Genomic DNA, 14,063 nt, shown 5'->3' on the forward strand with positions numbered 1-14,063 from the left:
GATAACGAATATTCCCTGACAGCGCCCCCGCGGGCCCGGCCGATTACTTTTTATGGGGCTGCGCGGGCGCAACCGGATCACTGGCCGGAAAGCTCTCTTTCAAGGCGCGGTCCACGCGGGAATCGTCTTCGTCCGGCTCAGACCGGATGGCGATCGGGTCGCTGGCCGGGAAGGTTTCCGCCAGCGCCTCGTCCAAGTCATGCTCGACCTGGTCCTCATCAACCGGGGTGCTTACCGTCCCCTTTTTTGCTGTCTTGCCCGTCTTGGGATCATGGTGCATGCGCCTTCTCCTTCAAGTCCGTTAACTGGGGGGCGTCCTGGCGGTCTACCTGGGGAGCAGCCCGGGACCACCCCTGCAAGTGCCGTTCCACCAGCCTGGCCAATCCTGCGATCCAGACGGGATCGTCGTTGATCGCCGGAATGTATCGGAACTGCTTGCCGCCTGATGCAATAAAGGCATCGCGACATTCCAGACTGATTTCTTCCAAGGTTTCAAGACAGTCTGCCACAAATCCCGGACACACCACGTCGACCTCGGTGGTGCCGGACGCGGCAAGCGCCTTCAGGGTGGGTTCGGTGTAGGGCTCCAACCAGCGGGCAGTGCCAAAGCGGCTTTGGAAAGTTACTTCAATGTGCTCGCGCGGCAGCGATAGCCGCTCGGACAGCAGGCGCGCCGTTTCCATGCAATCGCGGTAATACGGATCACCCAATTCAATCGAGTAGCGCGGCAGGCCGTGGAAACTCATCACCAGTTTTTGCGGTTTGCCGTGATCTTGCCAGTAGGCCTCGATCCGGCCAGCCAGCGCGTCCAGATAGGCGGGTTCATCGTAGAACCGCTTGATGAAGCGCAGCTCAGGCTGGTCCCGAAGGCGGCCTGCATGCCGGGTCACGGCATCCACTACCGTGGCGGTGGTGCTGGCCGCATATTGCGGATAGAGCGGCACCGTAAGAATGCGCTCGCACCCCTGTGCCCGCAGCCGCGTAATCGCGTCGGGGATGGACGGGTTGCCGTAGCGCATCCCCAATTCCACAACGGCATCGAGACCGGCGGCATCAAGGGCGGCGCGCACGCCGTCAGCCTGGCGCCGGCTGTAGACCATCAGCGGTGAGCCTTCCTTCATCCACACGCCGGCATAGCGCGGTTCCAGCTTCTTGGGACGCAGGGTCAGTACCAGGCCGTGCAAGATAGGCTTCCACAGATAGCGCGGAATCTCGATCACCCGGGGATCGGACAGGAACTCGCCCAAGTATTTGCGTATGTCCTTCTTGCCCGGCGTATCCGGGGTGCCCAAGTTCACCAGCAGCACACCGACCTTGCCCACCCCGCGCGGCGGAGGGTCTTCGTTGAAAGGGTCGTCCTGCTCGGTTTCCGGCAGATAGCGTTCAGGCCACAGGTACTTGAACAAGCGAAGAAACACAAAAACTCCCCTTCCTCCGCAAGGAGGATGTAGCTTTGAATGGAACTACTGGTTGTGGCTAAGTGCGTTGGACAACAGGCGCGCCGTGATATCCACGATGGGGATGACGCGCTCGTAAGCCATGCGGGTGGGGCCGATCACGCCTAGCGTGCCCACCACTTTGCCATCCACGCCATAAGGCGCGGTGATGACCGACACGTCTTCCATCGGCACCAGCTGCGAATCGCCGCCAATGTAGATCTGTACCCCCTGCGCGCGGCTGGACACATCCAACAATTGCAGCAGGTCAGTCTTCTTTTCGAACAGCGAGAACATCTTGCGCAAACGGTCCATGTCGGACGCGATGTCGGTAACGTCCAGCAGCTTGCGCTCACCGGAAATGACCATGGCATCGCCATCTTCAGCCGCTTCCGCGCTGGCCTCAACGGCGGCCTGCATCAAACGCGAAATGTCTTCGCGCAGTTGGGCCAGCTCTGTAGACAGGGTCTGGCGCACCGCGTTGAACGATTTGCCCGCAAAGTGCATGTTGAAGAAATTGCCCGCTTCCAGCAATTCGGCTTCGACGTAATCGCGCTGCACAAACAGGATGCGGTTCTGGACATCGCCCTCTGGGGTGACGATGATCAGCAGTACGCGTTTGTCAGACAAGCGGATGAATTCGACCTGCCGGAATATCTGAGCCCGCTTGGGCGTCAATACCACCCCTGCGAATTGCGTCAGATTCGACAACAGCGCGGCAGCGGCATTCACGGCGCGCGAGGGTTCGGCGGCCGACAGCATCTCGCTCATGTTGTGGGGTTGCAGCTGGTACGACTGCACAGCCAGCAGGGAATCGACGAACATGCGGTAGCCCCGCGGCGTGGGAACACGGCCGGCGGAGGTATGCGGGCTATGGATCAGTCCCAACTCTTCCAGGTCAGCCATCACATTGCGGATAGTGGCCGGAGATAAGTCAAAAACTTTCGATAGCGTCCGCGAGCCGACAGGCTGCCCGTCGGCGATGTAGCGTTCTATCAACGCTTTCAGTAGTGCGCGTGCGCGGTCATCCATAACAGGCATTTTAGGGAATCTTTTCCAATTAAGGCGATTTTTGTCCCGCAAGCCGATATGCGGCCCCATATAATCGGCAAATCAGCCCATCCCGGGCAGATTTTCGGCATTTTGGTTTTTGCCTTTTGATTTGCACGCATCCATGCACTTTCCTACTGTCGCCCTAATCGGCAGATACCAGGACACCGGCCTGGACACTCCGCTAAGAGCACTTGCGCACGCGCTGACGCAGGCGGGCCGGCACGTGCTCATCGACGCGGACACCGCGCGCAATACCGGGCTGACTGAATATCCTGTCGCCACCCTCGAAGAGATCGGACAGACGGCATCGCTGGCCGTTGTGATGGGCGGCGATGGCACCGTGCTGGGCGCGGGGCGCCACCTGGCGCCATTTGGCGTGCCGCTTGTTGGCATCAACCATGGCCGGCTGGGATTCATTACCGACATCGCGCTGCAAGATGCGCACGGTGCACTGGCGCGCGTGCTGGAAGGCAGCTTCCAGATCGAAGAGCGCATGCTGCTGGAAGGCAGCGTGTGGCGCGGCGACCAAAAAATGTATTCCGCATCGGCCTTGAACGACGTCGTGCTGAACCGCGCCGGCCGCGGCGGCATGATCGAAGTTCGCGTCGAACTGGACGGCGCCTTCATGTACACGCAGCGTGCCGACGGCCTGATCATCGCCACGCCGACCGGCTCGACCGCCTACGCCTTGTCTGCCAACGGTCCTATTCTGCATCCCGGCATGAATGCCATGGTGCTGGTGCCCGTTGCGCCGCAAACGTTGTCAAACCGCCCTATCGTGATTCCTGACACGGGCGTTCTGAACATGACCCTGACGGCCATGGGCCGCGTCGAAGTTGGCGCCAGCGTGCATTTCGACATGCAGACCTGGTCAGACCTGCAACCCGGCGACCGCATCGTCGTGCAACGCGCGCCGTACACCATCCGCTTTGTGCATCCCGAAGGCTACAGCTTCTTTTCCACCCTGCGCCGCAAGCTGCATTGGAATCTGATGCCCCAGGCCACCGACAACGTAGAGTAGTAAGCGCCCCAGCCATGCTGCGCACCCTGCATATCCGCGACTTCGTCATCGTCGAACACACCGAGATCCATTTTGGCCCCGGCTTCACCGTCTTCTCCGGCGAGACCGGCGCAGGCAAATCCATTCTTGTGGATGCGCTGGCGCTGACGCTGGGGGAACGCGGCGACGCCAGCATGTTGCGCGAAGGTGCGGCGCGCGCCGACATCACGGCGGTATTCGACACTCCCAAATCGCTGCACGCCTGGCTGATTGAACGCGAAATAGACGCCGACGACGATCTGTCGCTGCGCCGCGTGATCGATGCCCAGGGCCGCAGCCGCGCCTACATCAACGGCACACCCGCCACCGTGGCGCAACTGCGCGAATTGGGCGACAGCCTGGTCGATATCCATGGCCAGCACGCGCACCAGAGCCTGATGCGCCCCGATGCCCAGCGCGACTTGCTGGACGCCCACGGCGGCCACAGCGACTTGCGGCAGACCGTCAATCAAGCCTGGAAGCAATGGCGCGCGCTGGCACGGCAACTGGAAGCCGCCGAGAAAGACGCGCAAAGCCTGGCTACCGAGCGTGATCGCCTGCAATGGCAGGTTGAAGAGCTGGATCAGTTGAACCTGGGCCCGGACGAATGGGAATCGCTACAGTCTGAACACACGCGGCTGTCGCATTCGCAGTCGCTGTTGGACGGCGCATCTCAAATCATGGAGACGCTGGATGGCGACGGTGATTCCGCGCACCACCGCATTACGGCGGCCAATCACCACATCCAACAACTGCTGCGCCATGATCCCGGCTTGCAAGGGGTGTATGACGAACTGGAATCAGCCCGCATCGCGATCAGCGAGGCAGTGTCCGACCTGAACAATTACGTCAGCCGCGTCGATCTGGACCCCAAACGCCTGGCCGATGTCGAAGCGCGCTTGAGCCTGGTATTCGAAACGGCACGCAAATTCCGCACCGAACCCGACGCGCTATGTGAACTGCGCGAATCGCTGCACGCCGAGCTGGCCGCGCTGCAAGCTGCGGGCGACATCGACGCGCTGCGCGCCCAAGCCACGGCCGCGCAAACACAATACGACTCGGTGGCTGCCAAGCTCACGAACGCCCGCCGCAAGATCGCGAAAGACCTGGGCAAACAAGTCACGCTGGCCATGCAAACGCTTGCGATGCAGGGCGGCAAATTCGAGCCCACGCTTGCCGTTTGCGCGCCATCCGCCCAAGGCAATGAACAAGTTGAATTTCTGGTGGCCGGGCATGCTGGCACCACGCCACGTCCGCTCGCAAAGGTGGCCTCTGGCGGCGAACTGTCCCGTATCTCGCTTGCCTTGTCCGTCATCGCCAGCCGGGCTGCACGCGTGCCCACGCTGATCTTCGATGAGGTCGACAGCGGCGTCGGCGGCGCCGTGGCCGAAGCCGTCGGCAAGCTGCTGCGCGAGCTCGGCGAACGTCATCAGGTGCTGTGCGTCACCCACTTGCCGCAGGTTGCCGCCTGCGCCAACAACCAGTTCCTGGTCAGCAAAGCGGAATCACGCGGTACGACGCGCTCCAGCATTGAAGAATTGGATGCGCCGGCCCGCGTCGAAGAAATCGCGCGGATGCTGGGCGGCATCAAGCTGACCGCCACCACGCGCGAACACGCGCGCGAGATGCTGGAAGGTTTCGGCCAAACCACCGCCTGAACACAAACCGCCCAACCATAAAAAAATCCCCTTCTAATAGAAGGGGATTTAGATCTCACTGGCCCGCAGCGAGCGCGGCCACAGACCGTGGGGCGGACGCTAGCGGATTAGCGGCCTTTCAGGCAGCTGCCGCAGATGCCGTAAAGCACCATCGCATGGCTTTCCAGCGCAAAGCCATTGTCTTTGGCGATCTTTTGCTGGCGCTTTTCGATGTCCGGGTCCGAAAACTCGACCACTCGGCCGCAATTCGTGCAGATCAGGTGATCGTGGTGATCGCCGTCGTTCAGCTCAAATACCGCCTTGCCGCTGTCGAACTGGCTGCGGGCAAGAATGCCTGCTTGCTCGAACTGCGTCAGCACGCGATAGACCGTTGCCAGGCCAATTTCGACGTTTTCGCCGATCAGCGCACGGTAGACGTCTTCGGCGCTCAGGTGCCGTTGGTCGGATTTACGGAAAATATCAAGAATTTTCAGGCGGGGAAATGTCGCCTTCAAACCCATGTTCTTCAGTTCGCTTTGGTCGCTCATGGTGTAATCGCTCTCCGTCCGCGTGGGCATGGGCAAGGATATCGGGTGCGCCGCGAGCCGGCTCCCCTGAATTCGTGCCGCCCCGCAGAACTATCCTTATGAAACCTTTATGATAACGGTTTTGTCTGCTTCCAAATAATAGGGGCGCGTAGTGTCCATGATTGCACGAATTCCCTCCCGCTCGCTGAAGACCGGATTGGCCGTCGCCGCCCTGGCCATCGCCCTTGCCGGTTGCTCGGGAGACAAGTGGGGCTTCCCCTACAAGGCCGGCGTCCAGCAAGGAAACTGGATCACGCAAGAGCAGGTCTCCCTGCTGCAGCCAGGCATGACGCGCGAGCAAGTGCGCTTCGCGCTGGGCAGCCCGACGTTGACCAGCGTCCTGCACGCCAACCGCTGGGATTACCCTTACTACTACAAGCCCGGCTATGGCGAAGCCCGAGAGCGCAAGTTCACGGTCTGGTTCGAAAACGACCGGCTGGTCCGCTGGGAAGGCGACAAGCAGCCTGACCTGCAACCCTACCAGTTGAATACGCCCAGCCCGACTGCCGACGAGAACGCCGACAAGCGTCTGGACCGCGACGAAGCTCGCATCAAAGAAGAACAGGACTTGCTCAAGCGCGATTCGGCCGCTCCGGTCAGCCCGCTGAACCAATACCCCGGCCAACCCGGCAACGCGCCCGAACCGCTCCGGTAACTCCCAAGGATTTTTTTCATGCGTATTGCAATTGCCGGCGCCAGCGGCCGTATGGGCCAGATGCTGATCGACGCCATCCTGAAGTCCACGGACCTGAAATTGGCCGTTGCGCTGGATCGCAAGGGCTCTGCGGCCCTGGGACAGGATGCAGGCGCCCCGCTCGGTCAGCAGACCGGCGTCATCATCACCGACGACGTGAACGCGCTGGCTCAGGCCGACTGCCTGATCGACTTCACCCGCCCGGAAGGCACGCTGGAACACCTGCAGGCGTGCGTGAAACACGGTGTCAAGGCTGTCATCGGCACGACCGGTTTTGACGACAACGGCCGCGCCGCAATTGAAGTCGCCGCCCAGAAGACCGGCATCGTGTTCGCCCCCAACATGAGCATCGGCGTCAATGCCACGCTCAAGCTGCTGGACATGGCGGCACGCATCCTGAACTCCGGCTATGACGTCGAAGTGTTCGAAGCGCACCACCGCAACAAGGTTGACGCCCCTTCGGGCACAGCCCTCAAGATGGGCGAAACGGTTGCCTCAGCCTGGGACGTGGCCCTGCCTGACGTGGCCACCTGGAGCCGCCATGGCGACACCGGCGTGCGCAAACCCGGCACGATCGGTTTCTCGGTGCTGCGCGGCGGCGATATCGTCGGCGAACACACTGTGTCGTTCTGCGGCATTGGCGAACGGATTGAAATCACACACCGCTCTGCCAGCCGCGCCACTTACGCAGAAGGCGCGCTGCGCGCGGCACGCTTCCTGAATGACAAGCACAACGGCTTGTATGACATGCAATCCGTGCTGGGGCTCTAAACCGCCCGGACATGAAAAAAGGAACCCTTGGGCTCCTTTTTTTTCGTCCGTACGAGGCGGCCGTTCACACCACCACGGGTTCCGGTTCCAGCCGCACGCCATAACGCTGCGCCACCGCATCCTGGATCGCGGCGGCCAATCCCATGATGTCCGCTGCGGTGGCCCCGCCCCGGTTGACCAGCACCAGCGCCTGGCGGTCGTGCACGCCAGCGGCGCCCAGCGTCCGGCCCTTCCAGCCGCACTGATCGATCAGCCAGCCCGCTGCCAGTTTGTAGCGGCCGTCTGGCTGCGCATACGACACTAGGCCCGGATACCGCTCGGCCAGAGCATCGCGCACCGCCGCGGTCACGATGGGATTCTTGAAAAAACTGCCTGCGTTTCCCGTCACCGCCGGGTCGGGCAATTTGGCGCGCCGGATCTCGCAGACGGCTTCGAAGATGTCACGCGCCGCAGGGGCGCCGTCGGCCAATCGAGGGTGGCGCTGCAAATCGGGATAGGCCAGCACGGGGCGCCAGGGACGTGGCAGCGCAAACCGCACGCTGACGATGACCCAGCGGCCAGGGGCGTCGTGCTTGAACGCGCTGTCGCGGTAGGCGTAGCGGCAATCGGCCGCAGTCATTTCCACAAAACGGCCTGCTGACACGTCCCAGGCGGTCAAACTGTGGAAGCGTTCCTCAAATTCCACCCCGTAGGCGCCAATATTCTGGACCGGGGCGGCGCCCACCGTGCCCGGTATCAGTGCCAAGTTCTCCAGGCCGTCCCAGCCGTTATTCACACAGGTTTCGACAAACCTGTGCCAAATTTCACCGCCCGCCGCTTCGATCAGCCAAGCGTCGGGCTGGGCCTCAAGCAGCCTCACACCATGGAACGCCACCCGCGCCACCAATCCCGGCACCCTCTCGGGCAGCACCAGATTGCTGCCGCCGCCCAGCACCAGCAACGACTCCGCCTGCTGCGCCAACGCCGACAAGGCCGGCAACTGCGCGATGTCGTCCAAGGTGACGAAAGCCCCCGCGTGGGCCGCCAGGCCCAGCGTGTTCAGGTGACTCAGGTCTTGGGGCGTAGGTTTCAGCGTGGCGTGCGCGCTATCTGTTGCGGAAAGATTTGACATGGATGCTACTAGTTATGCTATAGTTTCTGGCTTCACTCATATTACTTGATTGAGTGAATGGTACGAATTAGTCTGGTTCGGATTGGTCGACACGGCTTTATTGCCGTATCAAAAAATCCATACCCAAAATTCTACGTTGCATGACCTCTCATCGATAACCAAGTTGATCAGAGTGAATAAGAAAAGCGGTTCTGTTGCGGTATTGAAGCAGGACCCATGCGGGAGTAGCTCAGTTGGTAGAGCGCAACCTTGCCAAGGTTGAGGTCGCGAGTTCGAGACTCGTCTCCCGCTCCAAATTTTGAATTGCAGCGCGTTCTGTTCTGCAATTCCTTGAGAAAGGGCCTTCGGGCCCTTTTTTCATTTCTGCTCATCATCAATTGAATTGCCTGAGTGATCAGTGACCGCCTGCGTATCGCCGCAGGCGGCGACACATCATGACCGCTGGCCGAGCCATTAACGCTACTGGCCTACCTGCGTGCCAAGCCCAACAAGCCGAAAAAAAATCCCCCGCACAACCGTGCGAGGGATCAGGAACTTCATAGCGCCGCCTTATGACCCGCGGCTTTTACGCGATATTGAACTACCGCTATTGAACAGGATCACCGGTATTACTTGATCTTGTCCCAGGCTTGAGCCCAGTTCAGGCCCTTGCCGGGTGCGTAGTGCGTTGCCGCCATGCCGCACCATGCGGTGTAAGGCCAGGCCTTGCACGCGTAGTTGCCGCCAGCATTGGACACCTTGTCGCCTGCCTTGTAGGCCGTGCCTTCCTTGTAGGCCGGGTAGTCGCCGGGCTCACCGCCGCCCTGCTCAACCTTCGAGACCAGAACCGAGTGCGATGCGCTGGACGAACCCTTTTCATTCGTCACCTTGACGGAGAACGTGAACGACTGGTCCTGCGTCAGGCTCGGAGCCGTGAAGCGCAGGTCAGCCTGGTTCAGCGCCGAAGCGGTGATGCCGGCCGGAACGGTCCACTGATATTGCAGCTTGCCGCCGCCATCGTTGGAACCCTTGGCAGACAAGGCAACCGATTCACCAGCCTTGGCAGTTGCGGGACCCGTCAGGTCCGCCTTGGGCGGGTTCACTTCAACGGGCGGGGGATCGACCGGATCGGTAGGCTTGTTATCAATCGCAAAACCAACCTTCTTGTTCAGGCCGTAGACCTGGTTGTCGGTGTCGCTTTGCTGGGGCACGACTTGGCCGTTGGGCTGCATCTTGCCGACCTTGATAACGGACGACTTGTTGTTGGCTTCCTTGGCCAGTGCAAACATCCACTGAGCTGCCTTTTCCTCGCCGGCCTTGACCGTGATCGAGTGGCTTTCCAGATCGCCGGTCCGGGTCAGATCGAACACGCGCAGGGTGATCTTCGAACCGGTGTCCACCTGGCCGCCTTGCAGCGCGCCGCTGGCTTGCCATTGCACGTTGGCGGGCATCACTTCCACGTTCGAGCAAGCGTAGAAACCTTCGGCGTTGTCGGCCGGGTCACGTTGCCACACGCTGTAAATCACGCGCTTTCCCGTGAAATGGGCGGGAATCTTGACGTCCAGCGGAGTAATGGAGTTGTTTTCCGGACGCGGCAGCTTGCCGGTGTCGCCGATCAGTTCCAGGTCATCCCAACGCAGGCCGCGCTTCGGGTCGTAGCTGTCCTTGCTGATATAGGTCTTGAAGTACGAGCTCAGGTGGCCAGCAGTCTGCATGTACTTGAAGCGGGCGTTGCCATTGGCGTCCGGCGTCACAACGGTGGTGGGCCACTCGTGGTCGCCATCAAGCTCCTTCCAGCTTTCCTTGCCGCCTGCGCACAGCAGGCCATCACGAATGAATTCTTTGTGGTTGCTTTTCACGCCCAGGATGGCGTTGGACTGCCAGCTGCCCGCCAGGTCACGGATTTTGCCGCAGCCGCTGAACTTGGGGTTGTTCCAAGGCGTATCCAGCGTGTTGCAACCGTACTCGCGGCTGGGGGGATCGATCGTCGAGCCGTGGGCCGACACCGACGTCGGCGCCATGGCCATCAAGACAGCCTGGGTCAAGGCTGCAACGGGCAAAGCCAGCTTGCCGGCTACGCCGCGTAGGGAAATGCTAGTCATCAAACTTCCTTTTTTGGGGATTTACCAATGCACGCTCCAAGCACCATCAAAAGACAGAAGCCGTGAAGCGCCGCCATTATTCCAACGGCCTTTAATCCCAAAAACCTTTCTCAACACAGTCTAAAAAAAAGCGCCTAAAAGGCGCTTTTTTAAATAATGGCATTCAGACTTTCTTTATATTTAGTGCGCCTATCGACGCGTTCACTTTCGTGGCATTCGACAGAAATCAGGGGGAAAGATAATGAAAAAATGCTGCCGGCATCGGGACGGGATTCCACACCGACCACACCGCCGTGCGACTCGGATACCGCCTTGACCAGGGCAAGCCCCATGCCTACGCCTTCACTGCTACGCAGTGCGTCCTGCCCCACCTGATAAAACGCCTCGCATAACTTGGGGATCGCTTCATCCGGAATGCCTATGCCCTGGTCCGCCACGCTGATGCGACCCAGGTCTCCTTTGCGCTGCACCGTCAATGTGATCTGCGTCGAGGGATTGGAATATTTAAGCGCGTTATCCAGCAGATTGATCAACGCCCGCAGCAACATGCAATAGTCGCCAGCAATCCACGCCGAGCCAACCCGGCCCCGGATGCGTATGTTGATATTTTTGCGCTGGGCCAGTGGCAGCATCTGATCCACAGCTTCCCTGCTCAGGTCCAGTAGGGACACTGGCAAAAATGCCGCTTTGTTCAAACGCTCCACGCGCGACAGAAACATGAAATCCTGCGCCACCGAAAGGCTGTGCTGAACCAAACCGCGCACGGAATCCACAAACTCCTCATGCCGAGGTTCCGCCGTTTCCTGATTTTGTTTTTCGATCATGGCCAAAATACTCGACAGCGGACTACGCAGGTCGTGCATCATTTGCAGCATGACTTCACGGTCGCTGCCGGCAATTGAATCCTGAGGTGGCACAGCAGGCACGTCCGCTGCTTCAGCCGGACTGGCGTTTGCCTCCGTCCAGTTTGTGATGGCGCCCAGCCGAGCCGCCTGGGCCGCCGCCGTACGCCACTTGACCACGCAGGCGTACGCCAACGCACAACCCAGGACCGGAGCAACAAGCGGGGCCCAACGACGCGCGGTAAGCACGAGCGTCGCGGCCAGCAGCCAAAATCCGATCAGTCCCGCAAGAGCACGGATACGCATTTGGGACTGTCCGGACATCACACAGATCAGCGCCAGGCAAATCAAAATGCCGAAGTCTGCCAACACGCCAGGCGCCGCCGTGGTTAATGGGCGGTCGCCGCCGGGCATGGCGAAACACAGCAAAATAATGCCCAGATTGCAAAACAGCAGGGCATCGTTCCTTCTGGCGCCCAGGCGAGCGCAAGGCTGAAGTAGTCGTTTCATGATCTCTTGGAATGAAAACCGCACCCATGGCACCAGGGCGCGCAATGCCGCCAGCAAAGCGGCGCAAATCCGGGATGCGCCCGGACCGCAGGACTCAGGACAGGCGTTCCAGCCGGTAGCCGTAGTTGTAGACGGTGGCGATCACATAACCACTGTGCGCACGCAAACCCAGCGCAGAACGCAGATTGCTCACATAGGTGGCCAGACTCGCGTCGTACTTCCGGTCTGACGCGCCCCAGATATGCTGACTGAGCACGTCCTTGGTCATGATGCGGCCGGTATTGCGGAACAACAGCACGGCCAGATTGAACTCCCGCGTCGACAGACTCACCGCGCGCCCATCCACGTTCAGCGTTTGGGCTTCAGGATTGAAGAGAAAACGCCCAACCTGAAACGACTGGGTGCTGGCGTCGCCGCGCTGCGACTTCCTGAGCTGGGCGCCCACGCGCGCCAGCAGTTCGCCTTCACGCACGGGCTTTTGCAGATAGTCATCCGCGCCCTGATTCAGCGCCAGGACGATGCTTTCTTCGTCGTCGCGCTGCGTCACCATCAAGATGGGCAGGGAGGGCGCCAGGTTGCTGCGCGCCCACTTAAGCACGGCCAGTCCGGATGCGCCGGGGACTTCCCAATCCAGCAACACCACATCAACCTTTTGTTGCTGCAACAGCGCAATGAAGCTGTTGCCGTCGGCGCGGGAAAATGGCTGGTGGCCACGACTGAGCAATAGCTTGGTAATCCACTCTACGTGAGCAGGCGAGTCTTCGAGAATTGCGACATTCATTCCTGTTTACTTCTTTTCAAAGCGCAATTTCCGACTGGAATTTATTATTTCCGGCAATCGCTTTACTACCCCAGGCGCAGGATTTCACGAAGCAATAGCCGCAACAATAAGAACTTTCTTAAAGAAATATCAGATGTTTCGATCTTCGAATATTAGAAATCCGTCTTGACAATTGAAAACCACGCATTAATGGCCGTCAGAGCCCCGACCATCAAGGCCTATCCATGAACACAAACTTCCAATCCTGATAGCTGCCTTTCCCTGCCATGTCTCCCACGCCCCCTGGAAAACCATCCTGCTTGACCGGCGCTTTTTCCGACAGGCTGTACACCCCCATGATTCCGCCGTCCGGCGATTTGACGATGCCCCACTCCCGGGTCCCGGTGATCGGGTCCACATAGATGCGGCGAAGATGCCGGCGAGTGAACGACACGCGGTCATCCTTCAGCAAGGCCTCCAGCGTCTTGGGGTAGGCGGGCGCCGTGCCGGACCGGTAATAAGACGCCAGCGCCCGCTGGAATTGCTGCCCGGCAAACAGCAGCTCTGATTCCTGTTGGCGCTGCATCTGCAAGGCCCATGGTCTGGCCATTGCCGATAGCCCGGTTGCCACCGCCAGCACCAGCATCAGCACCGTCAGATAGGCGACGCCCGTCTGACGGGCTCTGGGCCTGCCGCTACCAGCTTGCATAGTCCTGACCATCCAGGCCCTTGCCCTTGGCCCCGCTGATAACGTCATTGACGCCACCGGCCTCACCCGCCATCGCCTTCCAGCTATCGCGCCGTCCCGTCACCGGGTCCAGCGGCATCTCGCGCAGGTAGCGCGCGGACACCAGGATTTCCAGCGTGTCCGGGTTGCCGCCGTGGTCCGCGCGGTAGTCGTCGATGGCGTGGCGGATCGCCACCAGGTTGTGGCGCAGCACCGTTTCGCGCGCCCGGTCGTTGCTTTTAAAGAACGACGGCGCAACCAGCGACATCAGCGCACCCACAATAGCCATGACAGCCATCAGTTCAATCAAGGTAAAGCCGGCGCAACCGCGCTTACCATTCCTTGTATCGCGTGCCATTGATGCCCTCTCGAAGACTTTTTGAACGCACGTCAAACACGTCCCGGCCAGAAGAAAACGAATCCGCCGAACTGTCATAGCTGCGCGTGTCCCAGGTATCCGCTGCGGCGCGCCCTTCACAACGTTCGCACATCGGATCGGCCGGCAGCCTGCGCAGGAAATACAACTTGCCGCCGTTTGGATTGGTCTTGTCCTGAGCGCCCTTGACCAGGCTGTCCAGATCGGGCGGATATCCGCTGCGGTCCAGCGACTTGTCGATCCGGCCTTCGATGCTGGCCTGGTAATACGCATCGATCGCGTGGCGGATCAATTGCAGGCTGTGCCGCAATTCCTGCTCTTGCGCTCGCCGCTTGACCAAGCCGGAAAACGGCAGCGCCACACTCAGCAGCAAGGCCAACAGCGTCAGAGCAGCCATCATCTCGATCAGCGTGAAACCCGATTGCTTGCGCATGACGGG

15 protein-coding genes and 1 tRNA gene are annotated in these 14,063 nt (G+C 60.4%); 5 read left to right on the plus strand and 11 right to left on the minus strand.

Going from position 1 to position 14,063, the window contains the following annotated elements; all coding sequences use genetic code 11:
- Positions 1 to 43: 43 nt before the first annotated feature.
- Genes RAS12_RS16695 through hrcA form a run of 3 tightly spaced genes read right to left on the minus strand, consistent with a single transcriptional unit; the run spans position 44 to position 2,468 of the window.
- Entirely contained in the window at positions 44 to 280 is a 237-nt protein-coding gene (locus tag RAS12_RS16695; protein WP_306937279.1) for a hypothetical protein, read from the minus strand.
- Positions 270 to 1,418: a ferrochelatase gene (hemH, locus tag RAS12_RS16700; RefSeq protein ID WP_306937280.1), complete on the minus strand. Its 1,149-nt coding sequence runs from the start codon at positions 1,416 to 1,418 to the stop codon at positions 270 to 272. Before hemH ends, RAS12_RS16695 begins: the two co-directional genes overlap by 11 nt.
- Before the next feature lie 45 nt (positions 1,419 to 1,463).
- The gene (gene hrcA / locus RAS12_RS16705) at positions 1,464 to 2,468 is read right to left on the minus strand and encodes a heat-inducible transcriptional repressor HrcA (RefSeq protein WP_306951489.1); all 1,005 of its coding nucleotides are present in this window, start codon (positions 2,466 to 2,468) and stop codon (positions 1,464 to 1,466) included.
- 142 nt (positions 2,469 to 2,610) lie between these two features.
- Between hrcA and RAS12_RS16710 the strand changes: the two genes are divergently transcribed.
- Positions 2,611 to 3,510, plus strand: coding sequence for an NAD kinase (locus tag RAS12_RS16710; RefSeq protein ID WP_306937282.1), 900 nt, complete (start codon positions 2,611 to 2,613; stop codon positions 3,508 to 3,510).
- A 14-nt stretch (positions 3,511 to 3,524) separates the two neighbouring features.
- Positions 3,525 to 5,186 carry a DNA repair protein RecN gene (gene recN / locus RAS12_RS16715; RefSeq protein ID WP_306937283.1) on the plus strand — a complete coding sequence of 554 codons (1,662 nt, stop codon included), beginning with the start codon at positions 3,525 to 3,527 and terminating at the stop codon, positions 5,184 to 5,186.
- Positions 5,187 to 5,293: 107 nt separating this feature from the next.
- Here recN and fur read toward each other — a convergent pair whose 3' ends face one another.
- Complete coding sequence (fur, locus tag RAS12_RS16720; RefSeq protein WP_306937285.1) at positions 5,294 to 5,713, minus strand: ferric iron uptake transcriptional regulator; 420 nt, start codon at positions 5,711 to 5,713, stop codon at positions 5,294 to 5,296.
- A gap of 157 nt (positions 5,714 to 5,870) precedes the next feature.
- Between fur and RAS12_RS16725 the strand changes: the two genes are divergently transcribed.
- Both RAS12_RS16725 and dapB read left to right on the plus strand, forming a co-directional pair.
- Entirely contained in the window at positions 5,871 to 6,407 is a 537-nt protein-coding gene (locus RAS12_RS16725; RefSeq protein WP_306937286.1) for an outer membrane protein assembly factor BamE, read from the plus strand.
- Between the two features lie 18 nt (positions 6,408 to 6,425).
- Positions 6,426 to 7,217 (plus strand): 4-hydroxy-tetrahydrodipicolinate reductase, encoded by a 792-nt coding sequence (dapB, locus tag RAS12_RS16730; RefSeq protein WP_306937288.1) that lies wholly within the window; start codon positions 6,426 to 6,428, stop codon positions 7,215 to 7,217.
- Between the two features lie 64 nt (positions 7,218 to 7,281).
- On the opposite strand, the gene murB is transcribed toward dapB, so the two are convergent.
- Positions 7,282 to 8,328, minus strand: a complete 1,047-nt coding sequence (gene murB / locus RAS12_RS16735) for a UDP-N-acetylmuramate dehydrogenase (protein WP_306937290.1) — start codon at positions 8,326 to 8,328, stop codon at positions 7,282 to 7,284.
- Positions 8,329 to 8,546: 218 nt separating this feature from the next.
- On the opposite strand from murB, the gene RAS12_RS16740 reads away from it, so the two are divergent.
- Positions 8,547 to 8,622, plus strand: a tRNA-Gly gene (locus RAS12_RS16740).
- A 314-nt stretch (positions 8,623 to 8,936) separates the two neighbouring features.
- On the opposite strand, the gene RAS12_RS16745 is transcribed toward RAS12_RS16740, so the two are convergent.
- The 6 genes from RAS12_RS16745 to RAS12_RS16770 all read right to left on the minus strand — a co-directional run bounded on the left by RAS12_RS16745 (position 8,937) and on the right by RAS12_RS16770 (position 14,057).
- On the minus strand, positions 8,937 to 10,409 hold the full coding sequence (locus RAS12_RS16745; protein ID WP_306937291.1) for a lytic polysaccharide monooxygenase: 1,473 nt from the start codon (positions 10,407 to 10,409) through the stop codon (positions 8,937 to 8,939).
- Positions 10,410 to 10,558: 149 nt separating this feature from the next.
- A complete protein-coding gene (locus tag RAS12_RS16750) occupies positions 10,559 to 11,818 on the minus strand; it encodes a sensor histidine kinase (protein WP_306937292.1) in 1,260 nt (419 codons plus the stop codon).
- Positions 11,819 to 11,855: 37 nt separating this feature from the next.
- Positions 11,856 to 12,542 (minus strand): response regulator transcription factor, encoded by a 687-nt coding sequence (locus tag RAS12_RS16755; RefSeq protein ID WP_306937294.1) that lies wholly within the window; start codon positions 12,540 to 12,542, stop codon positions 11,856 to 11,858.
- A 211-nt stretch (positions 12,543 to 12,753) separates the two neighbouring features.
- The gene (locus RAS12_RS16760) at positions 12,754 to 13,230 is read right to left on the minus strand and encodes a type II secretion system protein (protein WP_306937295.1); all 477 of its coding nucleotides are present in this window, start codon (positions 13,228 to 13,230) and stop codon (positions 12,754 to 12,756) included.
- Positions 13,217 to 13,606: a type II secretion system protein gene (locus RAS12_RS16765; RefSeq protein WP_306937296.1), complete on the minus strand. Its 390-nt coding sequence runs from the start codon at positions 13,604 to 13,606 to the stop codon at positions 13,217 to 13,219. The genes RAS12_RS16760 and RAS12_RS16765 overlap by 14 nt, the downstream gene beginning before the upstream one ends.
- Positions 13,581 to 14,057, minus strand: a complete 477-nt coding sequence (locus RAS12_RS16770) for a type II secretion system protein (protein WP_306937297.1) — start codon at positions 14,055 to 14,057, stop codon at positions 13,581 to 13,583. The genes RAS12_RS16765 and RAS12_RS16770 overlap by 26 nt, the downstream gene beginning before the upstream one ends.
- Between the last annotated feature and the right edge of the window lie 6 nt (positions 14,058 to 14,063).

The organism is Achromobacter seleniivolatilans (genome assembly GCF_030864005.1).
Taxonomy (GTDB): Bacteria; Pseudomonadota; Gammaproteobacteria; order Burkholderiales; family Burkholderiaceae_B; genus Achromobacter; species Achromobacter seleniivolatilans.